Raw genomic sequence first — 26,645 nt, 5'->3', positions numbered from 1 at the left:
CGCATCTGCCACCAAGCCACTATGGAAACACCAATCAGCCAGTCGTGGCATTGGCAGGCCATCGACAATTCGCGCAACGTCGCGCGAGACTACCACCTCTGGATACAAACCGACCTGTTCGGTTGGACGACGGTTGAGCGCCGCTGGGGGAGGATCGGTTCAAGAGGGCAGGGTGTAACGCTGAGCTTTCCTGACAGGGCACAAGCCGAAATCGTCGCTCGGCAGGTCCATGAAAGACGCAACAGCGCCTTCAAGAGGATAGGAGTAGTTTACCAAAAAGTCGGATGACTGCCTGACTCGCAGAACTTGAAGGGAAGGGGAGGGGGAGAGCTTGAGGGAAGCTCATGACCCTGACAGCACTCCGCCCAACCCAAGACACCGTCAACCTTGTCGCAGCTCTGCGCGGCAAATGGCACGGCTCTTACGCTATGTGCCGATGCCCGGTTCATGATGACAGGACGCCCTCACTATCGATCCGGCAAGGGGCGTCAGGTGTCCTCGTGCATTGCTTTGCCGGGTGCAGCCCACGCGACATTATGCGTGCCCTGCGGAATACAGATCGAGTTCGAGGCGTAGAACACCGCCCAACGCGAAGCCTGCATTCCAGCCAGCTCGCTCAGCGCCTGTGGAGCGATGCTATCGGCGTTCATGGAACGCTAGGAGAGCAATATCTCATTGGCAGATGTCTGCCCCAAGACCTCCCCGACGTCCGCTTCCATCCGAGGTGCCCTCTGGGCCGAAAGCCGAACACTGCATTTCATCAGGCCTTGCTCGTCGCTGTGCGAGACGGTGGTCGCCTTGTCGCAGTCCAGCGCATCATTCTCGACCCAAAAACGAACCAGCATCGGGGTAAATTCTTGCTCGGGCGCTGCGGGCAGGGCGCATGGCAACCGCCATCGATTGGACGAGTTCTCGCAGTAGCGGAGGGCTTCGAAGATGCCGCCGCCTTCACCAATCTGACTGGCGTAACCTGTTGGGCAGCGATGGGCGCTTCCCGCTTGCCAATCCTTAAGCTACCGCCGGAGCTCGACACATTGATCATAGCCGAGGACAACAATTCGCCAGGAAGAAGGGCGGCACATCGAGCGACGATCGCTTACGCCAGACCCGGCCTTCAGATAATTCGAAGTTCGCCGGGTTGTCTCGATGATTGGGCGGCAACCAACGAGTTGATCCACCAACCGGGTCGGCACACTCGCGATTGACGAAAATTGCGACGAATCCGCCGTTCGCGGAGGCTTCGCCTAACGGCGGGCTCGATCGAGAGCCGCCATTCTCGAGCGTCCCAAAAAGGATCGAGTTCTGGGAAAGGGCGGCCTGTTCGCTACGGAGCCTCGCCGCCCCTGCACCAATCTACTTCAGCGGCAGGAACAGGTCCGCGATTGCTTCATGTTCCGGCACCTCCGGGAAGAAGGTGACGCGCTGGCAGTAGAGCGGGAAGTCCCGTGCTTCCTCGCCGCTTGCCGGTAGCCAATCGCGGTAGAGGTATAGGGCGGCAGGTTCCAGATTGTCGGTGTTGCCGACGACGCGCAGCACCGCACAGCGTCCGCCGGGAATGGTGCCGGCCTCGATCCGCTCGCCATGCGCCTCGATCGGACGATCGGTGCCGACGCACAGATCCATGCGGTATTCGGCCGGCGGCGTCGCGCTTGGATCGGAGTGGAAGACGTTGAAGGTCGGGCTGGTCTTTGGCGACAACCCGGTTACTTTGCGCCAAGCAATGAACCGCTGGATGGTCGTGCCGATCGTCGCCGGGTCGCCGCGGTGCTCCATGATCGCCACTGGCGTCGGGGCCACATCGCGGATCGTCACGTCTTCAGGGGTATAGGTGGTCTGCATGAGCTTGCTCCTCGCGTTGTCGAGAGGCCCGAAGGCCGCAAGCCACGGCTCCCAATCGGGAGCTTTCCTGAACGACGACGGCGACTGCCCGAACCGTTGCCGAAAGGCGCGGGCGAAGGCATCCGGGGCATCGTAACCGGCGTCCATCGCTATGTCGGTGATGCTATGCGCGTCCCGATAGGCCAGCCGGTGGGATGCCCGCTTCATGCGGGCGAGCTGGATATAGCGATGCACGGACAGCCCGAAGGTCGCCGTGAACTGCCGGTGGAAATGGTATTTCGAGAAGGCCGCGACCCCGCTCACCGCGTCCAAATTCAAGTCGCAATCCAAGTGCCGGTCAATGTGATCCAGCACCCGCTGCATTCGGGCGTGGTAGTGGGAAAGCGCCGCCTTCATCGTCCTGTCCTCCGTGGCGACGCCAGTTAGGCGCTCACGGATATGACGCGCTCGACCGATCTTGCGGTTCTAACACAGCCCGATGGTCCTTCCCAAAAACGAACGTGGCGCGGGACGGTCGGTGCAGCGCGTGTCAAAATCCGGATGGCGGGGCTGAGTTTTCCCAAAACCTGTTCCCGATTGCGTTTTCCTGAAACGCCGCACCTTAGATGGAGAAACGGGACGATCGCGCACCCACCACGCGACCGGTTTAGAGAAACTATGGCACTCGATTGACGGCTCCTGTTACAACCGGTCCTCCGCGCCACGACCGAGGAATGGCGATACTTGGTCGATTGCTGCCTCTCCAGCTCAATACGATGTAATGGTGACCCCCAACGCTCAAGCGACCTGGTCCCTCATGAGCCATCGCCAGCCTAGCTGAGTTCAAATCCTTGGGCCCTCGCCTTCTGCGCCGCTACTCCTTCATGTAGAGTTCCCGATGGCTCCCTCAACAGATTGCCGGAGCCAGGAATGCGCCGGATCACCAGTCATCCGTGGATGCCAGGCCATGATATAGCGGAATGCCCCGAGCGCGACCGGCGGTTCGACAAGGCGGATAGCTGGATTGCTAGCATAAAGCCGTGCCATGCGGCGCGGTAGGGTGGCGATGAGCGGCGTGTGCGGCACGGTGAGCACTGCCGCGGCGAAGAACGGGACACGCAGGCCGATCGTCCGATGGATGCCGAGCGCCTCGAGGCGCTGTTCGATCACCGTCTGCTTGCCGCCGAGAACACCGATGACGACGTGGGGGAAGTCGAGATAGCGCTCCACCGTCAACGGCGCATCGCCAGCAGGATGGTCCGCGTCCATCACGCATACAAAGTCTTCGTCGAACAGTGGAGCGCACACCAACGGCGCTGGCGCGTCATCGACCCAGAAGGCGAGATCGAGACGGCCTCGCTCAAGATCGTTGAACGCGCGGTCGCTCCAGGCCTGGAGGTCGAGAACAATCCCGGGCGAGGCGGCTGACAGGCGGGCCATCAGCGGCGGCGCAACGATCAGCGCGGCATAGTCGGTCAGTGCGACGCGGAACGTCTCGCGCGCGCTAGCGGGATCGAAGCGCGGGCCGGCAATCAGCCGGTCAAGCCGTGGCAGCAACACGGCCAGCTCTTCCTGAAGCTGGCGGGCGCGAGGCGTGAGCTCATAGCCACTCGCGCCCCGAACCAGGAGTTCGTCGCCAAAGGTTTCGCGCAGGCGCTGGAGCAGACGGCTCATCGCCGGCTGCGAAAGGTGAAAGCGTTCCGCCGCTGCTGAGATTTTGCGCTCCTCGAACAGCACCAGCGCGGCGAGGAGGAGATTGAGATCGGAGGTTCGCACATGCGTCAACTGCATATTGTTATTTTACTCTATGCATTGGACGCAAGCAAGGTGTCAGCGGCATAGAGAGCCTTGCCAGTCCGGCCCATCAGGAGACCTGCCATGACCCAGAAAGTTGCCATCGTCACCGGTGCCTCGAGCGGCATCGGCGCCGCCATCGCCAAGCGTCTCGCAGCAGACGGCAACGCAGTTATCGTCAATTATGCCGGCAATGCCGCCGAAGCCGACAAGGTGGTCGCCGAGATCACGGCTGCGGGCGGCACCGCGCGCGCCGTGCGGGCGGATGTGGGCGATAGCGCCGCCGTCGCCGGGCTGTTCGACGCAGCCGAGGCCGAGTTCGGCGGGGTTGATATCCTCGTCAACAATGCCGGCCGCGCGGTCCGCAAGCCGCTCGCCGAGTTCACCGATGCCGATTTCGACGCGGTGGTCCGCACCAACCTTTACGGCGCCTTCCATGCCATGCGCGAGGCCGCCAACCGGCTTCGCGAAGGTGGCCGGATCGTCAATATCTCGATGAGCTTCCAGGGCGCGCCGATCCCCGGTTACGGGGTCTATTTCGGCAGCAAGGCCGCGATCGAGCAGCTCACCGCCGTTGCGGCGAAAGAGCTTGGCGCCAAGCGCATCACGGTCAACGCCGTGCGGCCCGGCCCCACCCGCACCCCGCTTTTCATGGCGGGCAAGTCTGCAGAGGTCATTGCCCATTTCGAGCAGCAGATCGCGCTCGGCCGCCTGGGCGAGCCCGAAGATGTCGCAGGCGTCGTCAGCTTCCTCACCGGCCCCGAAGGCGAATGGATCAACGGCCAGAGCTTCGCGGCCAACGGCGGCTACTGGTGAGTCGATCGCTGCGTCCTCCGGAACTCACTCTCATCGCAAGGAACCCCGTCATGTCGACCCAGTCCAAAGTCATCGTCGTCACCGGCGCCGCCACCGGTTTCGGCCGCCTCGCCGCCACGCTGCTCGCGCAGGCCGGCCACATCGTCTACGCCTCGATGCGCGGCGTCGAGGGCCGCTACGCTGGTGCCGCGCAGGAACTGCGTGCGCTAGCCGGCGAGCAGATCATCCAGCTCATTCCGCTGGAACTCGACGTGCTCTCCGAGAGCTCAGCCAAGGCCGCCGCCGATCAAGTGATCGCCGAGCAGGGCCGCGTCGATGTCGTCATCAACAACGCCGCCATGCTGATGATCGGCGTGACCGAAGCCTTTACGCCCGAGCAGCTGCTGCGGATTTTCGACACCAACACTGTTTCGTGGTTGCGCGTCAATCGTGCGTTCCTGCCGCAGATGCGCAAGCAGGGCGATGGGCTGCTGCTCTACATCGGCAGCGTCACCAGCCGCATCCTCAGCCCCTTTCAGGGTCCGTATGTGGCGAGCAAGGCGGCCGGCGACGCGCTGGCTGAGACGATGCATTACGAGAACAGCCGCTATGGCATCGATACAGTGATCGTCCAGCCAGGCGCTTACACCGCCGGCACCAACCACTTCGCCGGGGCGCAGCTTGCCGAGGACGAGGCGGTCAGCGCGCAATATGACCGCATCAACGACCTGCCACCCAAACTTGCCGCCCGGCTCGACAGCCTCGCGACACCCGGCGCGCGCACCGATGTCGGCGAGGTGGCCGAAGCGGTGCGCGACGTTATCGCCACACCGAAAGGCCAGCGCCCCTTCCGCATCGTCGTCGATCCCCAGCACCATGGCGCCGCCGAGGTCAACGAGGTCAGCGTTCGCATGCAGCGCGACTTCATGGAGCGGTTCGGGATCGCTGATCTGATGACTGTGGCTAGCTAGTCAATGTCGCCAACGAATTTGCCTCGCTAGTTTTCTTCGGACCGTTCAGCGGAGCAGTTCTATCGACGCGAGGGCGAACCACTAGGGATGTCCTGCCTGACCCATCCGAGCTGAAAGGCAGGCCGCCATCTACAGTCAATGACCAGAACTGAGCCTCTTTACTGCCTGACGGCATCGCGATGAGTGAAGGACATGCTCTTGGCATTCCAGACATCCAAACTCGCGATGGCGAGCTTCAGGTTTTCTGTCGGGTTCCACCTCTTCGGTGCATTGTCGGACCCCGGCGGGCGAAGCTACCGTCAGTTAAACTCTTGGGCGACTGCAGCTAAGCCTTGGGAAACCGTCGCCATGGAGATCCCGACCCCAGCATTACGCGCATGCGACGGCCACTCGGCGAGTGCTGCGCGAACCTCGTCGATTACGGCGGCCACGCGCTTTGGCGAAATCCCGTGGACCCTCCCGAGCTTTTCGACATGTCCGCGGGTGATGGTGCGGCCTTCGCCCAAAACAGCCATGTAATGCTCGCCGCCGGGGCCATTCGAAAACGTGAGGTCGAAGGCCGGCGCAAGCCGCCAATCTCTCCGGGCGTCCATCAGGTAAGCATGTTGGCGAACATGATCGTCGCGGTTTCGCGCGAGCACGTTGAAAACCATGCGGCGGAAGGCCTGTTCCACATCGGCCATGCTATGGGTGATGGCCAAGGTTGCCTTCAGAAAGCCGTCGTAGTCGACGCTGGGCATATGCGGCGAGGCCTCAAGCACCCCGCCCAAGCTCACCATGTGAAGCCTCTGCCCCGACGCTGGTCGATCGAAGCGCCTGGTCGCGAAATGACCTGGCCCACTTGCCGATGGGATCAATCGCGTTTCAGCCATTTCTATTCCCGCAGCGCGGGCCATCCTGGCGTAAGCCTCCTCCAGCGGCCCGATATCCTCGGGGTCATTGGTCGCTGCAAACTTGACGATCCATTCCTCACCGGCGCTCTTGGTTCCCGCTGCAGCCAACTCGTCTCCGGCGGACAGCTTGCCGCCCCCGTCGATCGCCACATGAACTTTCGGCCGCGCGCCGCCCGAGCCGCCACCCAGACGAGTGAGCAGCGCCTCCAGCTCTGTCTCCTCGCCGAGCAGAACGTGGCGGGATTCATCGGCCAAAGCATCGAGGTCGATAGTACTTGAAGCCTCACCACCAAGCGTTTCGGGCTGAAAGACCAGGGCGCCCCGACCTTTCGTGCCAACCAGGGCGAGCCGGTCGACCGAATTGAGGTCTTCGAACCGGTGACCCATCCTTTGGAGCCGACGTTTCAGCAAGAGCATACCCCAGGCGTCGGGCAGACAGTCCGACAGAAAACCGTGGAGACCGTCGAAGGTCCGGCTGCGGGCAGGGTGCAGGCCTGGCTCAGCCGGGTAGTGCAGCGGAGAGATTGGGAGCCCTTCCGCGATGATCTCTGCAGACCATTCGAGCTGCGCAAGGCCCCTGGCCATCGCCAGCCTGCCGACCGAACGCGGCGGGGCGGTCTCATCGGTCAGCAGTCCAACCGCTAAAGGTGTTCCCGGCGCCAGCTTCATGGCCTTGCCCCGCTGGCACGCTTGCGCGGCGGCTTGGCTGTTTGGCGTTGCTGCGCGAGCAGTTCATCCATGCTGCTTACCGCGATCTCAGGGAACAGCGCGACAATGCCCTCGTCGCAGCGCAGCGCTATGGCGGCGCGCACCAGGTCTTCGATTGAAGCCCTGCCTTCGGCCTCCATCCGCCGCCATGTTCTGTGGGCCACGCCGGCTTTGGCGGCTGCCGCTTGCTGTGTAAGGTCAAGCGCCAGGCGGCGGGCCTTGATCCGCTTGCCGAGGCTCGTCAGCTGATCCTGGAGGGTGAATAGCATAGGCCATATATGGCCTATATGCCTCGTAGCGTCAAATTATTGGCCATATTTGGCCCACGAACTTCTCTTGGCGCAAGGCCGCGATCTGGGCCGGTCTTCCTAGCTGAACCTTGGTCTGCGCCTTTAGCTCAATTCCAAGTCACCGCGCTGCCAAGCCAGAAGGGGAGGGGGATGCTCTGATGCGCATCAGCATCAGGAGCAGCGCATGACCGATCTTTTCACCCAGTTCGACACCCGCCTTGATCAGGCCATCGACGAAGTCGCGCTGGAGCTCGCCAGTGGATCGCTGACCAAGATGACGCTCTTCAGCGTCATGAAACGCCTCCACGGGTCTGGCTCAGCAGAGGGCCGTTGGACACAACGGGATGCCTATGACCTCCTCGAGGCAGGGGTGACCCGTCACCTGCTGAAATCGCCTTGTCCGATGCACCTGGACGCCATCACCGCTTTGAGCCTTCTGGTTGAGGAGCTGCCAACCCATACCGTCAGAAGTGAGGACCAGATCCGGTTTCAGCAATTCTCCACGCCTGCCGATCTTGCGGCACTCGCGACCTTCCTCGCACAGCCCCGGCCAGACGACATCGTGCTGGAGCCGAGTGCGGGACATGGGGCACTTGTGGCCAGCCTGCCGACGGTCAGGCAACTGCACCTCAATGAACTTGATCCCAAACGCCGTGAGAAGCTCGCTCTGCTTTTCAAGCATGCCGAGCTTACCGGGATCGACGGTGCGATGCTGGCATCCGCGCTAGATCCCTCGCTGCGCCCCAGCCTGATTCTGATGAACCCCCCATTTTCCCGATCGGAGGGCAGGGGCATGGACCATTTCGCAGCGGTGCGACATCTGCGCGCCGCGCTCGGTAGACTGGCTCCTGGCGGCAGACTTGTGGCGGTCATGCCGGACTGGTTCACCACCAGCGCCAAACTCTCGAAAATCTATGACCAGACGTTCGAGAACTGCACAGTGCAAACAGCTTGCCGCCTTGCCAGATGCTATCACAAGCAGGGCACCAGCGTGCCGGTTCGCCTCTATGTGATCGACAAGGTCCCCGGAAACATCCGTCCTGCAATCCTTGCCCGATCGACCGTCGCAGAGATTGCCGGGGCGATCACAGTGGTGAAGCGGGCAGTCGGTCCTTGCGAGCTTTCACCAATTTCCGCACGGCAGCAGACCAAGCCAGGCACGCTGTTCAAGGCGATGCGCACCAGTGCAAAGGCGCCGGCGGCAAAGCCGCGCGTGATCGAAGCGCCATCGGTATCGCCGCTCGTTATTCGCCGTCTGGAAACGCCTCGGCCTCTGGGCGAGCAGGCCGGGGTCTATCTGCCCTACCGCCCGAGCCGGATCGACATCGATCGTGCAAAGGCGCACCCGACCCCGCTCGTGGAAAGTGTGGCCATGGGCTCAATACCCGCGCCGGTGCCTGAATATTGCCCCAGCCTGCAGGACCGCATCCTCAAAGAAAGTCTGCTTTCAGAAGCGCAGCTTGAGACCGTGATCTATGCCGGCAATGCCTGGCAGCAGTATCTACCCAGCCTGTTCGTCCCCGCTGATGAGGGTGTCGCTCTCACTCTGGCTGAAGATGGACACAGCTACCGCAAGGGCTACTTCCTCGGTGATGGCACTGGCGCGGGCAAAGGCCGGCAGATTGCCGCCTGCATTCTCGAAAATTGGTTGGCCGGACGCCGCAAGGCGATCTGGGTATCCAAGAACGAGAGCTTGCTCGAAGATGCGCGGCGGGACTGGAGCGCGATCGGCGGGATGCCTGCCGACATTCAACCACTCTCCAGCTGGAAGATCGATCAGCCGGTGCCCTTCCGCGAGGGGATCCTCTTCGTAACCTATCCCACGCTGCGCAGTCAGAGGCAGGATGCGACCCGTCTCAAGCAACTGCTGGACTGGGCCGGGGCGGAATTCGAAGGTGTCATCGCCTTTGACGAAAGCCATGAAATGGGCGGTGTCGCCGGAGGGGAGGGCGCTCGCGGGAGCAAATCTGGCTCTCAGCAGGGTATCGCCGGCGTCATGCTCCAGAACCATCTGCCCAAGGCCCGCGTGCTCTATGCCTCGGCGACCGGGGCCTCTGAAGTCAACAATCTCGCCTATGCGGTGCGGCTCGGCCTCTGGGGGCCAGGAACCGCCTTCGCCAACCGCGAGGACTTCATCAGCCAGATCAGGGCAGGGGGCATTGCGGCGATGGAGCTGGTCTCGCGCGACCTCAAGGCCCTGGGGCTGTACCAGGCCCGCGCGCTGAGCTTTGCCGGGGTCGAGTACGAGATCCTCAAGCATGACCTGACGGCCCAGCAGATCGCGGTGTACGACACCTACGCGGATGCCTGGTCGATCATACACCAGAACATGGAGGAGGCGCTGGCTCTTACCGGCGTGGTCGACGACATCGACGGCAGCACGCTAAACGGCGGCGCGAAGGCCGCAGCGCGCAGTCGCTTTGAAAGCACAAAGCAGCGCTTTTTCAACCAGCTACTGCTTTCGATGAAGCTCCCGACCCTGATCAGCGCCATCAATCACCACCTCGACCAGGATGACGTGGTGGTGGTCCAGTTGGTCTCGACCGCCGAAAGCATCCTCGATCGACGGCTCGACAGCCTTTCACCCGAGGAGCGGGCCGAACTCGACCTTGATCTCAGCCCGCTTGATGCGGTGATTGAATACCTCGAGCGCGCCTTCCCGACCCAGCAAATGACGCTCTACACCGACGAGACCGGCGCCACCCATTCAACTCCGATGTTCGGCGAGGACGGCCGCCCCGTCCACAACCAGGCTGCGATTGCCCGGCGCGCCGAGCTGATCGAGCACCTCTGCGCGATGCCGCCGATCAAACCGGCCCTCGACGGCATCATCGAACACTATGGAACGGACAAGGTGGCAGAAGTCACCGGGCGCACAAAGCGCCTCATTACCCAGGCTGATGGCAACCAGCGCCTCGAAACCCGCTCTCCGCGAACGAACCAATCGGAGACCGACCAGTTCATGGATGGTCGCAAACCCATTCTCGTCTTCAGCGATGCAGGCGGAACAGGACGTTCCTACCATGCCAGCCTTGACGCGGCCTGCCAGAAGCGCCGGGTGCATTTCCTGCTCGAACCGGGTTGGCGCGCCGACCGGGCCATCCAGGGCCTTGGCCGCACCCACCGCACCCATCAGGCGAACACACCCTTGTTCAGGCCGGTCACGACCAACTGCAAAGGTGAGCTGCGCTTCACCAGCACGATCGCGCGGCGCCTTGACAGCCTTGGGGCATTGACGCGCGGCCAGCGCCAGACCGGCGGCCAGAATCTGTTCGATCCGGCGGACAAGCTCGAAAGCCCTTATGCCAAGGCGGCGCTCACCAGCTGGTTCGGCCTTCTCGCGGAGGGGACGCTGAAGAGCGTGACCTTGTCTGACTTCGAGCGACGCAGCGGATTGACGATCGTCTCCCAGGACGGCGTGCTCCAAGAAGACCTTCCCCCGATCCAGCGGTGGCTCAATCGCATTCTTGCACTTCCGATCGGCGCGCAGAACGCGATCTTCGACGAGTTTCTCGGGCTGGTCGAGGCCCGGGTTTCCGCGGCACGGGAGGCCGGCTCTCTCGACGTTGGCGTTGAAACGATCCAGGTCGAAAGTGCCGAGGTCATCGAAGATATTGTGCTGCGGACGGACGCAAGGACCGGGGCGACCTCGCACCTTCTCCAGCTCGCGCTCAGGACGCGTGCCCGGCCAATGACGTTAGAACGGGTAAAGCAGCGCCTCGACCTGTCGGACGGGTGCATGCTGATGCACAATACCAAGAGTGGCAGGGCAGCGCTGGCCGAACCGTCCCGGCACTTCATGACGGATCGGGGCGAGCTGATCCGCCGCGTCATTCTCCACCGACCGCTACGCCGCGAATACCATCATCTTGATGATCTCGCCGAGTCTGCTTGGGCGGAGTGCTCTCGGGAGACCTTCGAGCAGGCCTGGTGTGCCGAGGTTGCCGAGTTGGCCGAGAAGCTGACAACCGAGAAGATCTACCTCGCCACAGGACTGCTGTTGCCGATCTGGTCGAGCCTTCCCATCGAATATCTGGAGGTTCGGCGAATTGTCGATGAGGAGGGACGCAGCTGGCTCGGCCGCATCGTGCACGAGCTCGACGTCGCAAACCTTCTGCAGAAGTTCGACATTACCTCGAGTGTCGAACTCACGGAGCAAACAATCCTCAAGGCGCTCGGCGAGCATCGGACGATCCCTATCAAGCAACCATTCGAGGCCACCATCAAGTCCTCGCGGGTCGCCAACGAGCAACGCTACGAGATCGTCGGCGCCCCTGTCGACCAGCTGCCCTGGTTGAAGAGCATCGGCTGCTTCACCGAGATCATTTCGTTCCGCACACGGGTGTTCATTCCGACAAGGGCGGCGGAGGCCGTGCTGGCGGCGCTCCTGATCCGGAGATTCCCGTCACCATTATCGCGCGCCAATAACCAGTCGGACTTGTTGTGCACGAATGGGCAAGAACGGTAATGATGAAACCCAAAAAAGAGCGCATTCAGTCAGTGGCTTGACTCTAAGTCTATATAAGTAGAGTTATGGAGCATGACTCGCTCACGCTCCTTCTCGCCAGCGGCCAAGCTGGTGCTCGCCGCACTCCTCGATAGGGCCGAATCATGGTCCTATGGCTATGATCTGGCCAAATCCACGGGCGTCAAATCTGGAACGCTTTATCCCTTGCTGATCCGGCTTGAGGACAAGGGCTTTCTCGAAACCGAATGGCAACCTCCCGCCGAACCTGGTCGTCCTCCGCGCCACACCTACAAGCTGACAGCTGCGGGGATCGAAGTGGCCCGCGCTAACCCGGTGGAACCGGCCGGCGCGGCCCATTCACGGCTACGCGAGGTACGCACATGAGCCGCCGGACTATGCGCAAACTGTCCGACAAGCTGCTTGTCCGACTGGTCGGACTGGCACCAGTGCGCATGCGGGACTGGGCTGAGGCTGTGCGAGCAGAGGCGGCGGCCATCACGGACGATAGCGAATCCCTGCGCTTTGCAGTCGGGGCGGGCTCGAGTCTGGCGCTCACCTTCATCAGGGTGAGGCTGAGCGATGCTGTTGGCTTTGTCACTGATGGCATTGGGCCGCGCCTTGTTGCCGCCCTCGCTGCTATTGCGGCAGTCGTGATCGGCGTTGTCCATCTCTTCGTGGCTGGCGCCTCGTCATCGATGATCCTTGTGAACATCGTCTCGCTCTGCGTGGGGCTTGCGCTGCTGGCGGGGGCGGCCGTCTGGGAGGGCCTTCCTGAAAGTGGCCGCACCATCGTAGCGATCATCATTCCCGGATTGCTGGTGCTGACCAACGTATTTGGCGTTTCGTCGCATGGCGTTGTGCGATGGGTGGCGGTCGGGCCGTTGATGGTGCAATCGAGCCTGATTCTCCTCCCCGGCCTGCTAATGATGTTCGCGTGCAGTGCGACGGCTGCCTGCGCGGCGGCTGTAATCGTTGCGGCGGTGGTCGTGGCCATGCAGCCCGACCGGGCGATGGCAGGCGCAATGTTCGCCGGGATCGCCATGCTCTCGCTGCTGTGCCGCAACAGGCATGTGCTCCTTGCGCTTGTGGCGAGCGCGTTCGGTTTTGTGACCACCATTGTGCGGGCCGACAATCTGCCTCCCATGCGCCTCACCGAGGGCGTGTTCTCGGAGACCTGGCAGGTTCACCCACTGCTCGGCATCGCAGCTGCGGTAGGAGGCGCGATCCTGTTGCTGCCCGCTGCGGCCTTCGGCCAGCAAAACCGGGATGCAGCGCGGCTTTGTGCGGTATTCGGCGCGGTGTGGCTGGCAATTATTCTGGCTGCCGTGGTTGGCAATTATCCTACGCCGTTGGTGGGATACGGTGGCAGCGCGATAATCGGATACCTGCTTAGCGCCTGCATGCTGCCGCCAAAGCAGCATGCCCGCGACCGGCTGCTTGCCGGCGGCAGGCAGCCCGCAAGGCCACAGCCGGATTTCTTTGTCCGACTGTTCCCGAGGAAAACGTCATGCGCCTGACCCCGCGCCATCCCCGCCGTGCAATCGCTCTCGGCATTGTCGTCGTCCTGTTGGCTTGTAGCTATTGGGGCTGGCGCACGCTGACTACCCCGCAGGGCGCGCAGACCGTGGCCTTCACCCCCGCGTCGGAAGAATGCGCGAGCGACGGCCCCATGAAGTATTGCATCTATCGGGCGCGCGGCGGGACCAATGGCGATATCGTCTACCACTTGCATGGCCGCAATCTCGACGAGCACGTCTGGAACGATGCGACCTATTACACGGGCCTGCTTCAGGCGCAGTGGCAGGCAAAGGGCATTCGTCCGCCCACGGTTGTAACCTTGTCCTATGGCGGGAGCTGGCTGCTGTCTCCGAAGGGTGCTGCCCCCGACAGCGGCCTGCTGGAAGACTTGAATGGGCGGATCGCCGCGATCGAACAGAAACTCGGCACACCCCGGCGGCGGATCCTGTTGGGGGAGTCGATGGGCGGGCTCAATGTTCTGGTCACAGGGCTCTCGTACCCTGAGCGTTTTGCCCGCATCGCGGCTTTGTGCCCGGGCGTCTACAAGGTATCCCCCTTTGCGCCGATCAGCGAAATCAGGGCAGGCTTGGCCCGCACTGGCGCTGATCCGAAGATCGCTTTCGGCATCTGGATGCTGGCGCGCCGCTATTACAGCAATGACCGCGAGTGGCGATCCTCCTCCCCGCTGACCTTGATCGAGCGCGCAGGCCCCCAGTCCCCGGCGCTGTATCTGTCGAACGGACTGTACGATGCCTTCGGCAATTTCGAAGGCACGCAGGCACTGGCCGAGCAGGCCCGCGCCCGCGGCGTTCAGACGGAGTGGCATCCGCTTTATGGAGGGCACTGCGCCTTGGACGCACCCTCGGTTGCCGCGTTCCTCGTATCGTGAACAACAAGGGAAGCGATTGCGATGCGTAAGCTTGGCCAGGTCGGCATGGCTGGCGGTGTTGCCCTGCTGCTTGCAGCATCCTCAGGATCAATCGCTGCGCGTGAGCCAAGACAAGCCCGGGTCCAAGTGCCCAAGGTCGAGATGGAGGGCGTGTGGCAGGCTCCTCCGGACGGGGTGCAGATCCCGCTCTGGCCCGCTGATGTGCCGCTCGCCAAGCCCGATACCGGCGATCACTCGGAAGCAACCGGCAACGGCTCCCCTCTGGTCGGCGGACGCAAGTGGCACTGGGCAAGCTATGTCACCCGCCCGACCATGACCGTCTTCGCGCCAAAAGGGCTCAACACCGGCGCTGCCATGCTGGTGCTGCCAGGCGGGGCTTTTACGCGGTCGCTACCGACCTTGAAGGGACCGAGGTGTGCGACTGGGTAACTGCCCGGGGCATGACCTGCGTCATGCTTAAATATCGCACCCCGCAGGTGTGGCCCCGGATTGATGGCAAACAGACGCGGCCCGAGGTGCTGCTCGGGCTGGAAGATGCCCAGCGCGCCATGAGCCTGCTGCGCCGTGATGCAGCCCAGTATGGGATTGATCCGGCGAAGATCGGGGCAATCGGCTTTTCTGCAGGTGCTTATCTCGTCACCGAATTGAGCAACAAGCAGACGCGCACCTTTCCGACGATCGATGATGCCGATCAGCAATCGACGCGGCCGAATTTTGCGGTTGTAGTCTATACAGCCCGGCTGCTGGATGACGGCAAGGGCAAGAACAACCTCGCGCTAAAACCTTGGGTTGCTATCAGTGGGGAGGCACCGCCCACGCTAATCATCCACGCACTTGACGATAACGTCGATGACGTGCGGGAACCGCTAGCCTACATGCTTGCATTGAAGGACGCGGGTGTCCCTGTCGATCTGCGAGTCTATGCAAGGGGAGGTCACGCCTTCGGCCTGCGCCCCACTCAAGATCCCGTCACCCATCGCTGGCCGCAACATCTTGAAGAATGGCTGCATGATATCGGCGTCTTGTAAATAAGGACACTGCCCTGATCGGCGCGCCCTTTTAGTAGTTCGCACCGGGTTGCGCTGAGCGCGTTTTACCCATGGCAACTTCGACAAGTGCGCAGACTCTTGGGTGCATAAACCCGAAAATTGAGGGGAGGGGGAGGGGATCTGTGCCCCGGTGATGGCCGGGAGCAGATCAGGAGTGACCGAGATGCTGATTCCCTTTTCCAAGCTCTATCTGAGCGATGCGAACGTGCGCAAAACACGCAACGACCAAGAAGATGCGCAGCTTTCTGCGGACATCGAGGCCCGCGGCCTCTTGCAGAACCTGCTGGTGACCAAGAGCAAGAAGCGCGGCCAGTATGCGGTGATCGCCGGTGGGCGCCGCCTGCGGGCCATCGGCATGATCATCGATCGCGGTGCCTGGACAGCGGATGCTGAAGTCGAATGCAAGCTGCTCGAGGGTAGCGAAGAAACCGCGGGCGAAGCCTCGCTCGCCGAGAACTTCCAGCGGGTCGGCATGTCTCCGGCTGAAGAATGCCGTGCCTTCCAGCACTTCATCAAAGAAGGCAGCGATATCGCGGCCGTGGCGAAGCGCTTCGGACTCACCCAGCGGTTCGTCGAAGGCCGCCTGCGCCTTGCCAATCTGGCAGCGCCGATCTTCGAGGCACTCGCCGCCGGCGACATCACCCTCGAAATCGCCAAGGCCTATGCCGCCACGGACCAGCACGAAGTGCAGATGCGCGTCTTCGATCAGATGCGCCATGCCTACAACCCCAGCGCCGACGCCATTCGCCGCATGGTCGCTACCGGCTCCATGCGCGGCAATGACCCTATCGCGCTTCTCATCGGCGAAGATGCCTATGTGGCTGCCGGCGGAAAGGTCGAGCGCGATCTGTTCAGCGATGCGGGCGAAGATCGCTGGATCGATATCGAAATCGCGCATAGGCTCGCCTCCGAGAAGATGGAAGCTGAGGCCCAGCGCCTCACGGCCGAGACCGGACTCGCCTGGATCAGCCCCGTGGCCGCAAGCAACTCCTGGCAGGCGCGCAGCGAGATGGGCGTGTCCGCTGTCCGGCTCCCGCCTATGCCCCTCACTGAGGCGGCAAGAGCCCGCATTGACGAGATCGACGCCAGGATCGACGAGATCAGCGCAATCTTCGATGAAGGTGACGACCAGGACGACGTCGACTTCGGGAAGCTCGAGGCCGAGTACGAGGCGCTCGATGCCGAACGCAGCGACCTCAATAATCCGGTCCGTGAGCTGCCCGAAGAATGGCGCGGTGAAGTCGGGCGCTTCCTCGTGCTCACCACCCGCGGCGAGATGGTTCTCGAGGCAGATTACTACAGCGAGAAGCGGTTGTCGTTCGAGACCGATGACCACGGCAATGTGACCGCGACGGAAGAAGAGCCGGCACCGACCTCCGGGGGCCGCGCAAGCGGTACTCCCGCACGGCCTGAAGCCATCGCACCCGGAAGCGAGAAGCCGATCAGCGCGAGGCTATTCGACGAGCTCGCCGTTCAGCGCCGCAATATCCTGTCGGCCTGCCTGCTCGGCGATCCGGGGCTTGCCCTCGATTTCGCCATCTTCGCTCTCTCGGACAATCGCAGCTATGAGGGGAAGGGCACCTCGATCAAGGCGGGACGGCCGAGCGATCCTGCGACCGGCGAGGTTCCGCAATCAGCGGCAGAGGGCATTCTTGCCGAGGCGGAGGAAGGCCTCGACAAGGCGTGGCAGGAGCAGACCAGTGTCGCGGCCCGTTTCATCGCCTTCCGCGACCTCGAAGACGAGGCCAAGGCGGGCTGGCTTGCCTATGCGGTGGCGCTCTCGCTCGAGGCGAAGAAGGGCTACGGATCCGAATATCATCCGGTTCATGCCGTGCTCGGGTCGATGCTCGATGTCGACGTTGCGGCTCTGTGGCGGCCGACTGCCGAGAACTTCTTCGACCGGGTGAGCAAAACCTCCTGCCTGGCCGCGCTGACCGAGGTTGGTGGAAGTGACCTCGCAGCGCGCTATGCGGCGTCCAAGAAGGCGGACCTCGCCAAGACCTGCGAGACGATCTTCGCCGGCAAGGCGATCATCGAGCAGGAGGTCAAGGATGCTGCCCTTGCCTGGCTGCCCGAGGCCATGAAGTTCAGCACGGCCGCGCCGGGGGGCGTGCAAGGCGCTGATCCCGAGGTCTCTGACGACGGCGAGGCCGATATCGACGCAGTCGATGGGGCGGACGCGCTGCCTGATGCCGAAGAGCAGCCCGAAGGCGCCGCCGAAGACACGGCAGTGGCTGCCTGAAGGCCTCACCCTCCTCCTGATGTCCTGGCCCGGTCGCTCACTAGAGTGGCCGGGCCTTTTTCTTCCAAGAAGGGAAATGCCGATGCGCCGCGGACCCAAGCGCGATGTCGCGCAAGAAATCACCAATCTCATCATCGCACGGATCGAGGCCGGCACACTGCCTTGGCGTCGGCCCTGGAAAAAGACCGGGTCGGGTGGCGCGCCTCTGCGTGCTGGCGGATTTCCCTACACCGGGATTAATCGCCTCTATCTCTGGGCGGTCGCCGACTGCCTCGGATATGCTTCGCGCTACTGGATGACCTATCGTCAGGCTCAGGAACTGGGCGGGCAGGTGCGCAAGGGTGAGACGGCCGAGCCGAGCATCTATTTCAATAGCACGAGCAAGACCGACGTTGATCAGGCGACTGGCGAGGAGACGTCGAAAACCATCCGGTTCATGCGGTCCTACAGCGTCTTCAACGCCTCGCAGATCGAAGGCCTGCCGCCGCATTTCTATCCCAGTCCGGTCCCCGATGCACCGCCGACGCCCTCCGTGAAGGCAGCGGCCATCCAAGCCTTCTTTGCGCCGATCCCTGCGGACATCCGTCATGGCGGCGACCGTGCATTCTTCTCGCCGGGCGGAGACTACATCCAGCTTCCCGAGCGGGGCGCGTTCCGCACCGAAGACGGATATGTCGCCACCAAAGCCCACGAACTCGGACACTGGAGCGGGCACCCCTCGCGGCTTGCGCGCACCTTCGGCAAGCGGTTTGGCGACAAGGCCTACGCCTTCGAGGAACTGGTTGCCGAGCAGGTAAGTGCCCGGATCTGTTATGAGCTTGGCCTACCTGCAGACCTCCATGAAAGCCACGCCAGCTACATCGCCCATTGGCTCGACATTTTGAAGTCCGACAAGACCGCGATCATCACGGCTGCCGCCAAGGCCGATCAGGCCTTCAACCTGCTTGCGGCCTATTCGGGCTATGAGAGCGAACCTGCGGAGGAAGCCCATGAAGAGGCGACAGTTCCGGCTTACGCTTGAGCCAACAGCAGAAGACGCAGTGCGGCTCGCGCAGCTCAGCCGCTATGCCAGTGACCTTTCGCGCGGAAATGTCGCGGACATTGGCGCTGCACTCGGCGACCATGTTGGAGCGTTGTTCCCCGGGCGAAACCGTCACGCTGTTCTGGAGCGCCTCCTCGGCAAAGGAGAACCCGGTTGGTCACTTGTGTCCGCCCCGGGGAAGGGGGGCGCGCTGGTCATCCAGACATCCGAGGCTGGTGCTGCGGTCTCCGCGATCGCCAGGATCCTTGAACAAGTCGCGCCGGGGACGCTCGTGCGGCCGATGATCTATGAGCCATTGTCGCTGAACAATTCGGGCGGACATCTTCGCCGCCTGCATTGAGGGGAGGGGGCCATTGCTCTTGCAATGGAAAGGAAGCCCCATGTTCTGCGACATCGATTATCGTTACCGCCGCGCGCTCGAGCCCGATGGGCTGACGACCTTCGAAACCGCGCTGCGGGCATTGAACGAGGCCGTTGATGATGTGCGCCTCGCAGGCCGGCAGGTCGCCACCTGTCCCGCGGTTCTGCTCCTCACCCGCCACTTTCAACGCATTGCCGACGGAAGGCCGACAACCTGTGAGGCCGAAGATCAGATCTTGCGCGCGCAATGTATCGAGCGTCTCGGCGAGCTTAAGCATCGACCGGCGATCATCGCGCTGGTCAAGCGCGGGATCGACTATCGTCCCGAAGAACTGCGCCACTACCGGCGCGAAGGTACGCGCGCGCTACGCCAGATCGCCGCCGGGATCGGGCTTGACCATTCCGCCTACCGTATCAGCTACTACACCTCGCAGGAGGCCCTCGCCGGTGAGCATGTGCTCGAAGCAGAGGGCGTTTACATCCGCATCAGCCCGGAGCGGTTCGGCGAACCGGGTCTTGCCTGGCGCAACCCCTTCTGGAAGCCCCCGGGCGCGGTCATGCGCAAGGCTCCGATCACCGCTCTTGCCGACATTCCGGCACTCACGGCGCGGATCGCCCGTGAACTGCAAATCGCACCTCCGGCGCAGCCGGGGCTCATCTGAAGGACACGCACATGGGCTGGCTCTACATGCACCGCACAGGGATGGGAGGGCATGAAACGCCCAAAGCCTATCTCGACGATCAGCTGACCTACGAACACGAGGCCAGCGAAGATGCTCCGTTCCGAGGGTGCCGGGTCCTCAAGAGCGTTTTCACCGGCAGCACCTACTATGCAGCCGTCGAGCGCTACGGTGAAGACCGCGAGAGGCTCTACGTGACGGCGGTTATATGCCTTGTCCGCTGGAACCCGAACGCGGCCGATGGCCTGATCTTCGGGTACAAGGACATGGATGAGCAATCCGGCCCCGTCGAGGCGAATTGCCCGCGAAGCATCCTGGAACTGCTCACCTCATCCTCACACCCCTATGCCCTGGACTGGCGGAACCGGTGTTACGCCATGCTGCGTCTCAAGGAGCGCAAGGTCGCTGACGGCGACATCCTGCGGCTTCCCGAACCGCTGCGTTTTACCGACGGCAGCGAGCACCGCGAATTCCGGGTCAGCAAGCGCGGCAACAAGATCGAGCTGCGGACGCCCGACGGCGTCGGGGCCTACCGCATCTCCCGGTTGATGGAGCGGCGCTTCGAGGTCATCCGTCCGGCCCGAAAGATCAAGACCTTCTTCCCGGCAGCCCAGTAGCGAGGGCCTTTTCCATGATTTCTGCCAGCCTCGATCCGCGCCGCCGCATCCTTTGCGGGCGGGCCAATGCCGAGCGCGTCGCCATCCGGATGAGCGCGAAGACCGGGAAGAGCCATGCCGTGGTCAGAACCGACAGTAAGCTCCAGCCCTTCTGCGTCATGCCAACGGGAGAGAACCCTCCCGGTGCGATCGAGCTGCAAGTTGTCGTCCTTTGACGCACATCGGTAAGAGCCACGTGGCACCTTGAATGCCGCAAGGAATGACGCTATATCGCGTCAGAATTTATGGAGCTTTGCAATGGCGATTCAGAACTACGCTGACAACGGTGCGTTTGCTCCGCGCAAGATCGTCGACGCGCTGCGCACGACCAGTGACGAACTGGCACGCTCGCTGGGCCTCGGCAAGGACGCGATCCAGCGCAAGGACCGGATCGCGTCGGATCGCACTCAGCGCCGTCTTCGCCAGATGGTCGAAGTGCTCAACAAGGTCGAACCGCGCTTCGGGTCAGCGTTGCTGGCCTATGCCTGGTACCGCTCTGAGCCGCTGCCGGGCTTCTCGGGCCAGACCGCCATGCAGCTCGTACAGAGCAACCGGGCCGATGACGTGCTGACCTATATCGACGCCGTCGACGCCGGCATTCACGCCTAGGCGCATGCACTTCACCGGGCTGCTCTACCGCGCCCACAATCCGGTCTGGTCCCGCGAGCCGCTCTCGGGGGAGGGGGCTGCCCGGTTTGGTGGACGGTTCAACCGCATGGGGCGCCCTGCGCTCTATACTTCGCTCGCGCCCGAGACGGCGCTTCGCGAGGCCAATCAGGTCGGCACGTTGCAGCCGACAACCCTGGTTGCCTATCAGGCCGACATCGGGCCCTTGCTGGATGGCCGCGACACAGCCGCGCTCCAGCCTTTCGGCCTGGCACCAGCGGAACTCGGTGACCCGTCGTGGCGGGACCGGATGCTATCTGGAAAGCCCGTGCCGACGCAGGACCTGGCCGAGGCCGCGATTGCACAAGGCTATGTCGGCATTGTCGTGCCGAGCTATGCCCGCGGCGCTCCCGCCGACGCTCTCAACCTCGTCCTGTGGGATTGGGAAGGGCGCGTTACGCTTGTTGATGACGACGACCGGCTTGGCCTGCGCAATCCCTGATTTCTGGCGGTAAGGCCGGCAGGCCGATGCCTGCCTAGTCTTCGATCCGGCCGCCAAGCGACGGATCGAGATACCACGAGGGTCCCTCGACGAAGTCGGCCGAACGTGCCGGAACCGGCCCGTCGGGCTCACTCGCGACATAAGGATTGATCTGCGGTGCAGGCCGCTCGCCTAAACGCAGGAGCTGCCCCGACATCTGGCAGCGAGGGCGCAAGATATCGAGCAGCCATTCAAGATCATCCAGCATCTGGACGATGCCGCGCCCTGCCAGCGTGTAGTAGAGGCAGCGCTGATAATCGTCGCACTGGCACGACAGCACCTGCGTCAGCTTGTTCTTGGAACCGGGCGTGCCCTGGAACACCCCCTGCAGCGCTTCGTAGAGTTCGCGCGCCGAATAATAGGCATCGAATGCTTCGACGCCGATGGACGCGTTGGCGAGCGAGCGCCGCGTAGGCGACACCAGAGGGTCAAGCGATGCATCGCGGAGCGTCAGATCGAGGTCGAACTGGCCGAGATCGAATACCTTGTTCATAAGACAGAATTCCTCTATGTGACGAACATAGAGTGAACAAAAGGGGCGGTCAAGAGGGTCGGACCATGTGGCTGGTGGCCAAGGACACCACAGGTAGCACCGGGCGCGTCGCCATTGGCGACGGTCTCCGGGCAGCCTTGGTCCGCTGGTACACGGGCCATGGCAACGAGGCCGATCACCGGGCCTGCGTCTCCCTCGTCGTGACAGCGCGCGAGAATCACAAATGGCTCGCCTGCGATTGTCTGGGCGAGGCCACCGCGCCGCCGCTGCTGAGCCCGGCCTATCTAAGCTTTCAGGAAACCTATTACCTGCGGCGACTGACAGCGAGGCCGTTGCACGCGCCGGCGTGTCCGTTTTTCCTGCCTCAGGCGCCGCCGCGCATCCGTGAGACAGCGAGGGATTCGCTCTACGCGCTCGATGTTCCAGATGGCCTGTTCAACGCGCACCAGAAGGCGCCGGAGAAGCTTGCCCAAACACCGGACCACAGCGAACCAGACGACCGATCGCGCGGGGTTGCAATCCCGCGCCTGGGTAAACTGCTGTGGCTGCTGCTCGAGCGGGCGGGCTCCAACGTGCTGCGCGAGCTTCCGACAGCAGGGCCACGGGAGGGCTCGATCAGCCGGGAGATGCGCTTCCTGCGCCGGGCTGCGCAAGGTCTTGAGATTGCGCCCGGGGTTCCGCTCTCTGCCCATCTCTACACGAACGCCGTCGATTACGAGAAACGGCGGGTGCACGCCCGACTGCGCGCCGCGGCCGAAACATGGCCTCATGAATTCGCGCCCCAGGCCTTTCTTCTGCTCGAGGCCAACGCGGTCACCTCCACTGAGATCGTCACTGGTCTCGGCACGATCCCGGTCCGAAACCGCATCCAGCACACCGGGATCATCCGCGCTGAAGTCGAGCCGCCGTTTCTGGTGCTTGCCGTCGTTGGCGAGCACAGCAGGAAGGAGGGCTATGTCGCGCTGCGAGCCTATGCTCAGCCGGTCTTCAGCGGCAACCAGTTCGTGCCGACCGAGCGAGACCACGACCGTGAAATTCTGCGGGCGCTGCAAGACGCGCAGTATGTCCTGCGACGCCGGGACATCAGGATGGCGGTGAAGAAGATTCTCTTCGATCTACCCTTTGCGGACATCTCCGTAAGGCCGGATTTCCTGATTGCCCTCCTCGACGACAACACTGGACAGGAGTGCCGCTTCGCGCTGCAAATCCTCCAGTCGGCCGACGAGGATTATCTCGCCCTCAAGGCGATCGAGCGGAATCGTCTTTCGCAGCTTGGACCGGTAGCGGCCCTCGCTCTTGGAGACGTCACGCCCGAGACCGTCGCCCGGACCGCTCTTGGGATCCTGAGCTGAAGTAAAGGGGGAGGGACTGAGCGAACCTGCAACAGGAGAGTTCGCTCATGCCATGTTTTTCCCCATCACCGCGTCCCTCCACTTCCATCTGGGGCGCCGTCCAGCAGGCCGATCAACTGGCCCCCGGCATATGGTCCGTTATGACCGCCAGCCACGGCGGCATCATTCTGTCCGAACAGAGGCAGGCCGCCATGCCGCCGGCGCTAACGATCGAGGGCGGGTCCTACGAGGAAGACTGCGACTGGTCGCTCCCGATCCTGGCCTTCACCAGCGAGCTTGAAGGGCAGGGTTCCTGTTCCGCAGGCTTCCTGCAGCTTGCCCGCGATACTGCCCGATGCTGGCACTCGGATCGCTTCAGCGCCTTTACCGGCGAGGCGGTAAAGGAAAATGCTTCCGCGATCCTGCGGACGCGCAAGGCCTACATCGCCGCGATCGGCGAATTCTGCGTCACCAGCGCCTGGGGCGATTGGGCCGAATGGGTGCCGGAAGGCAAAGTTGGCGTGATTGCCCGGCAAGTCGAGCGCGTCGATCACCTTGGCCGGCCAACCTATGGCGAAGCCGAAGTCTGCGCGCTCATCGCCAAGGACCTCTACGCCGCGCGCGGCGAGGTCACGGCGTTGCGCGATACGGCGCACGAAGTCATCCCGATGCCTGAGATCCTGCGACCGAAACGAGTGGGCTGATGGGCAGGCCGAAGGCCGCCCGGCTCTGGCCAGGCATCAATCCGCCGATTTGAAGGGAAGGGGGAGGGGAAGGGCGAACCAGTGCGATGAAGGACCCCTTGCCATGAACCCGACAGTTATTCGGCCCAGTGTGAGCGCGAAGACGATCACCAAAGTCACACGCCTCTTCAACGGTACCATCGGCGATATTCTGGGTGAGCTCCTCCAGAACAGTCGCCGTGCGGGCGCTTCCAGGATCGATATCACCTGCTGCGCAGATCAGGACGGAGCGCGACTGACACTCGTCGATGATGGATCCGGCGTTGCCGATCCCCAGACCATGATTGCGCTGGGGGATTCGGGCTGGAGCCAGCACATCCATGAGGCCGAAGACCCGGCAGGCATGGGTGTCTTCAGCCTGGCGGGCAAGGACACCCGGATCAGCTCGCGTCATGCCGATGCCGACACCGGATGGTCGGCGCATGTCCCCGCGGATGGCTGGACCGGCGCGCAGGACATTGCCGTGCGGCCCCTTGCTCGCCCGGTTGGGACGACCATCACCTTTCTGATGCCCGGCGTGAGCGAGCAGACGGCCGAGCGAATTCTGCGCGAGGTCGCGAAGTTCTACCCGCTGCCGGTGTTCTTCAATGGCGGGCAAGTGCCGCGCGAGGACTTTCTCGCCAAGGCGATCTACATGGCCGAATGGAACGGCAGCCAGATCGGGGTGTTTGAGGGGCGCGAATACCACCAGGACCCCACCACGAACTTCCATGGCATGGTGCTCACCCGCAAGCTTGCCAGCGTCTCGGAGAGCCTTGGCGGCAAGACCTACCATGCCCGGCTCGATATCGGCTCCACTCCGGGCCTTGCCCTTGTCCTCCCGGCACGCAAGGAGTTCGTCGAGAACGCCGCATTTGCGGCGCTTCAGACAGCCTGCAAGCGCGCAATCTATGCCGCGCTGGCGCACAAAGGCCAGCACCGGCTTTCCTTCGACAGCTGGAAGGAAGCGCGCGATCTGGGGGTCGCCCTGCCGGAGGCCGACCCCTGCCTGCCCCGCTGGCATGCTGCCATCGCGGAAAGCGACAACGTCAATGTCGAGTATGAGGAGGTCGCTATAGGACCGGACACGATCCTTGTTGCGGATCTCGAGCCCGACATCGGTCAGGGGCTGGAGCGCGCGCTGCGCACGCATCCCCTGCGCCTGCACCTCGCCCAGAACCATCCTCCTTACGCAGGCTATGGCTGGTATGACGCGCTGCATCAGCTCGGCAACGTGCGCTTCTGTGTTGCAGCCGGGGAGCAGGGCCACGTCATCGCCGAGACCGGCAGCTTCCCTCCGCTCCAGGACCATGTCCGTGCCGATACGATCGAACTGAGGTTCTGTGTCTTCCACCGTGCCACCGAGACCCAGCGCGAGGAACGGATCCCGGCAGATGTCGCCTTCGTCGTAAACGAAGATGGCTGGTACAGCGGCGTCGACCAGATCCGCATCGCTTACGTGCCGGGGCCGGACCTGCCCCCTGAAACGCTGGTCGATCTCATCGAGAACGTCTGTTTCTGCGCAAGCGACGACAGCGAGGCCGACTCCTGGGAAACCCAGCACGAGCACTTCTTGCGCGATGCCCGCGAACTCGCGGCCCGGGTGCTGCTTGGCGAGGACGAGGCCATCGCCGCGCGCATCCGCGACACGCTCGCCGGCATCCTGTGGGTCCTTCCCAAGGATCGGCAGGTCGCCATTACCGTCACCCCGGGAACCGCGATCGATGTTCAGCTGTCCGCTTGTCAGCCTGCCGGCTGAGTCCCGCGAGGCCGTCCGGTTGCCCACTCTTCGCCACTTCGATCGGGAGGAAACTTCCCATGCCTGACACATCCGACCTCTCTTGCGCTCGGCAGCGGACCGAGCGCATCGCGTTGTTGAATGATTCAGCGCGCCAGGGCCGTGACCGCATGGCCCGCATCGTCATGACCTCCGGGCTCCTTGCAGAGCTTGGCGGCGACACGGTGGCAGACAGCATGATGGCACAGGCTCGGTTGATGGCCGCTCTGCGTCATTGCACCTTCGCCCCGGATTCGCCGGAGCGAGACTTTGCAAGCATGGATGTCGATGGCATCAAGGTGCTGATGAAAGTCGATTATTACGACACCGAACTGACGTTCGGGTCAGACGATCCGGCCAACCCTGCCATCACGCGCAGGGTCATTACGCTGATGCGGCCAGAGGATTACTGATCAGGGTCAGGTCCGAATATGTCACAGCGCTGCGGAGCATCAGTCCGGTGAATGGTGGGGAGGTAAAGAGCGCATGAGCAGGCACAAAGTACCGCTTCGTCACGGGATCGCGGCGGCAAGCGCTTATATCGGGTGGGACCGCCCGCTGCAGACCTATTTTGCGCAGGTTCTGAGCGCCCCTGACGAGGACGGCGAGGAGACCGAACTCTTGTGGGTGGGCACTGCCTTCGGCGAGCTGCCTCGCGCAGTTGACGCAATCCGTGTGCTGGAGCCCTACTGCCAGATCGAGGCAAGTCTTGCCGCACAGCTCGAGATCGACAGGATGGCATGCCTCGCCACGCGCGACGGACCCAATCAGATCGAAGCCAAGGCCTTTATGGCGCGCCTTAGCCAGATCAAGGACAGGTCGGAGCCTGAAGCCTAAGTCAGCGAAACAGGCGTGGTGTGGGGAGCACTGGCAGGTGATCGCCTCACCACACCGCAGGGGTCCATGGACCGTCTCGGCCCTTTGGATGGGCCGGCAAGAATTACGCGCGCCTGCGGTTGCTGGCGCACGGGCCGGGCCAAGGGCCCGGGGGGGAGGGGGAAG

General features: G+C 63.1%; 29 protein-coding genes. 23 read left to right on the top strand and 6 right to left on the bottom strand.

Annotated features, from left to right (window positions below; all coding sequences use genetic code 11):
• The first annotated feature begins 21 nt into the window (after positions 1 to 21).
• Complete coding sequence (locus R9J51_RS22930; RefSeq protein WP_179506768.1) at positions 22 to 288, top strand: WGR domain-containing protein; 267 nt, start codon at positions 22 to 24, stop codon at positions 286 to 288.
• A gap of 200 nt (positions 289 to 488) precedes the next feature.
• On the opposite strand, the gene R9J51_RS22925 is transcribed toward R9J51_RS22930, so the two are convergent.
• Positions 489 to 650 carry a hypothetical protein gene (locus tag R9J51_RS22925; protein WP_432788107.1) on the bottom strand — a complete coding sequence of 54 codons (162 nt, stop codon included), beginning with the start codon at positions 648 to 650 and terminating at the stop codon, positions 489 to 491.
• Between R9J51_RS22925 and R9J51_RS22920 the strand changes: the two genes are divergently transcribed.
• Positions 597 to 1,205, top strand: a complete 609-nt coding sequence (locus R9J51_RS22920) for a DUF7146 domain-containing protein (protein WP_432788104.1) — start codon at positions 597 to 599, stop codon at positions 1,203 to 1,205. The two genes, R9J51_RS22925 and R9J51_RS22920, sit on opposite strands and share 54 nt — an antisense overlap.
• 148 nt (positions 1,206 to 1,353) lie before the next feature.
• Here R9J51_RS22920 and R9J51_RS22915 read toward each other — a convergent pair whose 3' ends face one another.
• Both R9J51_RS22915 and R9J51_RS22910 read right to left on the bottom strand, forming a co-directional pair.
• Entirely contained in the window at positions 1,354 to 2,235 is an 882-nt protein-coding gene (locus R9J51_RS22915; RefSeq protein ID WP_179506766.1) for an AraC family transcriptional regulator, read from the bottom strand.
• A gap of 465 nt (positions 2,236 to 2,700) precedes the next feature.
• Positions 2,701 to 3,609, bottom strand: coding sequence for a LysR family transcriptional regulator (locus R9J51_RS22910; protein WP_179506765.1), 909 nt, complete (start codon positions 3,607 to 3,609; stop codon positions 2,701 to 2,703).
• A gap of 87 nt (positions 3,610 to 3,696) precedes the next feature.
• Between R9J51_RS22910 and R9J51_RS22905 the strand changes: the two genes are divergently transcribed.
• A complete protein-coding gene (locus R9J51_RS22905; RefSeq protein ID WP_179506764.1) occupies positions 3,697 to 4,428 on the top strand; it encodes an SDR family oxidoreductase in 732 nt (243 codons plus the stop codon).
• Between the two features lie 50 nt (positions 4,429 to 4,478).
• The gene (locus R9J51_RS22900; protein ID WP_179506763.1) at positions 4,479 to 5,378 is read left to right on the top strand and encodes an SDR family oxidoreductase; all 900 of its coding nucleotides are present in this window, start codon (positions 4,479 to 4,481) and stop codon (positions 5,376 to 5,378) included.
• A 299-nt stretch (positions 5,379 to 5,677) separates the two neighbouring features.
• Here the strand turns inward: R9J51_RS22900 and R9J51_RS22895 are convergent, their stop codons facing one another.
• The gene (locus tag R9J51_RS22895; RefSeq protein WP_179506762.1) at positions 5,678 to 6,940 is read right to left on the bottom strand and encodes a type II toxin-antitoxin system HipA family toxin; all 1,263 of its coding nucleotides are present in this window, start codon (positions 6,938 to 6,940) and stop codon (positions 5,678 to 5,680) included.
• Complete coding sequence (locus tag R9J51_RS22890) at positions 6,937 to 7,248, bottom strand: helix-turn-helix domain-containing protein (protein WP_179506761.1); 312 nt, start codon at positions 7,246 to 7,248, stop codon at positions 6,937 to 6,939. Before R9J51_RS22890 ends, R9J51_RS22895 begins: the two co-directional genes overlap by 4 nt.
• 205 nt (positions 7,249 to 7,453) lie before the next feature.
• On the opposite strand from R9J51_RS22890, the gene R9J51_RS22885 reads away from it, so the two are divergent.
• From R9J51_RS22885 to R9J51_RS22820, 14 genes are all read left to right on the top strand, one after another.
• The gene (locus R9J51_RS22885; protein WP_179506760.1) at positions 7,454 to 11,737 is read left to right on the top strand and encodes a strawberry notch-like NTP hydrolase domain-containing protein; all 4,284 of its coding nucleotides are present in this window, start codon (positions 7,454 to 7,456) and stop codon (positions 11,735 to 11,737) included.
• A gap of 72 nt (positions 11,738 to 11,809) precedes the next feature.
• A complete protein-coding gene (locus R9J51_RS22880) occupies positions 11,810 to 12,121 on the top strand; it encodes a PadR family transcriptional regulator (RefSeq protein WP_179506759.1) in 312 nt (103 codons plus the stop codon).
• Positions 12,118 to 13,254 (top strand): hypothetical protein, encoded by a 1,137-nt coding sequence (locus R9J51_RS22875; RefSeq protein ID WP_179506758.1) that lies wholly within the window; start codon positions 12,118 to 12,120, stop codon positions 13,252 to 13,254. The genes R9J51_RS22880 and R9J51_RS22875 overlap by 4 nt, the downstream gene beginning before the upstream one ends.
• Positions 13,245 to 14,144, top strand: coding sequence for an alpha/beta hydrolase-fold protein (locus R9J51_RS22870; protein WP_179506757.1), 900 nt, complete (start codon positions 13,245 to 13,247; stop codon positions 14,142 to 14,144). Before R9J51_RS22875 ends, R9J51_RS22870 begins: the two co-directional genes overlap by 10 nt.
• A 21-nt stretch (positions 14,145 to 14,165) precedes the next feature.
• Positions 14,166 to 14,573, top strand: coding sequence for a hypothetical protein (locus tag R9J51_RS22865; protein WP_432788095.1), 408 nt, complete (start codon positions 14,166 to 14,168; stop codon positions 14,571 to 14,573).
• A gap of 23 nt (positions 14,574 to 14,596) precedes the next feature.
• Positions 14,597 to 15,172, top strand: coding sequence for an alpha/beta hydrolase (locus R9J51_RS22860; RefSeq protein WP_432788094.1), 576 nt, complete (start codon positions 14,597 to 14,599; stop codon positions 15,170 to 15,172).
• Positions 15,173 to 15,356: 184 nt separating this feature from the next.
• Positions 15,357 to 17,435: a ParB/RepB/Spo0J family partition protein gene (locus tag R9J51_RS22855; RefSeq protein ID WP_179506845.1), complete on the top strand. Its 2,079-nt coding sequence runs from the start codon at positions 15,357 to 15,359 to the stop codon at positions 17,433 to 17,435.
• A gap of 82 nt (positions 17,436 to 17,517) precedes the next feature.
• Positions 17,518 to 18,456 carry a zincin-like metallopeptidase domain-containing protein gene (locus tag R9J51_RS22850; RefSeq protein ID WP_179506755.1) on the top strand — a complete coding sequence of 313 codons (939 nt, stop codon included), beginning with the start codon at positions 17,518 to 17,520 and terminating at the stop codon, positions 18,454 to 18,456.
• A complete protein-coding gene (locus tag R9J51_RS22845; protein WP_179506754.1) occupies positions 18,425 to 18,817 on the top strand; it encodes a hypothetical protein in 393 nt (130 codons plus the stop codon). The genes R9J51_RS22850 and R9J51_RS22845 overlap by 32 nt, the downstream gene beginning before the upstream one ends.
• A gap of 40 nt (positions 18,818 to 18,857) precedes the next feature.
• Positions 18,858 to 19,499: a hypothetical protein gene (locus R9J51_RS22840; RefSeq protein WP_179506753.1), complete on the top strand. Its 642-nt coding sequence runs from the start codon at positions 18,858 to 18,860 to the stop codon at positions 19,497 to 19,499.
• A gap of 11 nt (positions 19,500 to 19,510) precedes the next feature.
• Positions 19,511 to 20,134, top strand: a complete 624-nt coding sequence (locus R9J51_RS22835; protein WP_179506752.1) for a DUF6927 domain-containing protein — start codon at positions 19,511 to 19,513, stop codon at positions 20,132 to 20,134.
• A gap of 14 nt (positions 20,135 to 20,148) precedes the next feature.
• Positions 20,149 to 20,349 (top strand): hypothetical protein, encoded by a 201-nt coding sequence (locus tag R9J51_RS22830; RefSeq protein ID WP_179506751.1) that lies wholly within the window; start codon positions 20,149 to 20,151, stop codon positions 20,347 to 20,349.
• Positions 20,350 to 20,431: 82 nt separating this feature from the next.
• Entirely contained in the window at positions 20,432 to 20,782 is a 351-nt protein-coding gene (locus R9J51_RS22825; protein ID WP_133722890.1) for an antitoxin Xre/MbcA/ParS toxin-binding domain-containing protein, read from the top strand.
• A 4-nt stretch (positions 20,783 to 20,786) separates the two neighbouring features.
• Positions 20,787 to 21,281, top strand: a complete 495-nt coding sequence (locus R9J51_RS22820; RefSeq protein ID WP_179506750.1) for an RES family NAD+ phosphorylase — start codon at positions 20,787 to 20,789, stop codon at positions 21,279 to 21,281.
• Positions 21,282 to 21,315: 34 nt separating this feature from the next.
• Here R9J51_RS22820 and R9J51_RS22815 read toward each other — a convergent pair whose 3' ends face one another.
• Positions 21,316 to 21,813, bottom strand: coding sequence for a hypothetical protein (locus R9J51_RS22815; protein WP_179506749.1), 498 nt, complete (start codon positions 21,811 to 21,813; stop codon positions 21,316 to 21,318).
• Positions 21,814 to 21,878: 65 nt separating this feature from the next.
• On the opposite strand from R9J51_RS22815, the gene R9J51_RS22810 reads away from it, so the two are divergent.
• The 5 genes from R9J51_RS22810 to R9J51_RS22790 all read left to right on the top strand — a co-directional run bounded on the left by R9J51_RS22810 (position 21,879) and on the right by R9J51_RS22790 (position 26,480).
• Complete coding sequence (locus tag R9J51_RS22810) at positions 21,879 to 23,165, top strand: hypothetical protein (RefSeq protein WP_179506748.1); 1,287 nt, start codon at positions 21,879 to 21,881, stop codon at positions 23,163 to 23,165.
• A gap of 47 nt (positions 23,166 to 23,212) precedes the next feature.
• Complete coding sequence (locus R9J51_RS22805; RefSeq protein ID WP_432788093.1) at positions 23,213 to 23,848, top strand: DUF7007 domain-containing protein; 636 nt, start codon at positions 23,213 to 23,215, stop codon at positions 23,846 to 23,848.
• A gap of 103 nt (positions 23,849 to 23,951) precedes the next feature.
• A complete protein-coding gene (locus tag R9J51_RS22800) occupies positions 23,952 to 25,625 on the top strand; it encodes an ATP-binding protein (protein ID WP_218847482.1) in 1,674 nt (557 codons plus the stop codon).
• A 59-nt stretch (positions 25,626 to 25,684) separates the two neighbouring features.
• Positions 25,685 to 26,056, top strand: a complete 372-nt coding sequence (locus R9J51_RS22795) for a DUF3768 domain-containing protein (RefSeq protein ID WP_179506745.1) — start codon at positions 25,685 to 25,687, stop codon at positions 26,054 to 26,056.
• A gap of 73 nt (positions 26,057 to 26,129) precedes the next feature.
• Positions 26,130 to 26,480, top strand: coding sequence for a hypothetical protein (locus R9J51_RS22790; RefSeq protein WP_179506744.1), 351 nt, complete (start codon positions 26,130 to 26,132; stop codon positions 26,478 to 26,480).
• Positions 26,481 to 26,645: the final 165 nt, after the last annotated feature.

It is taken from the genome of Novosphingobium rhizosphaerae (genome assembly GCF_050920675.1).
Classification (GTDB): domain Bacteria; phylum Pseudomonadota; class Alphaproteobacteria; order Sphingomonadales; family Sphingomonadaceae; genus Novosphingobium; species Novosphingobium rhizosphaerae.
The sequence above is the reverse complement of the archived record's forward strand: the minus strand, read 5'-3'. Positions and strand labels throughout refer to the sequence as shown.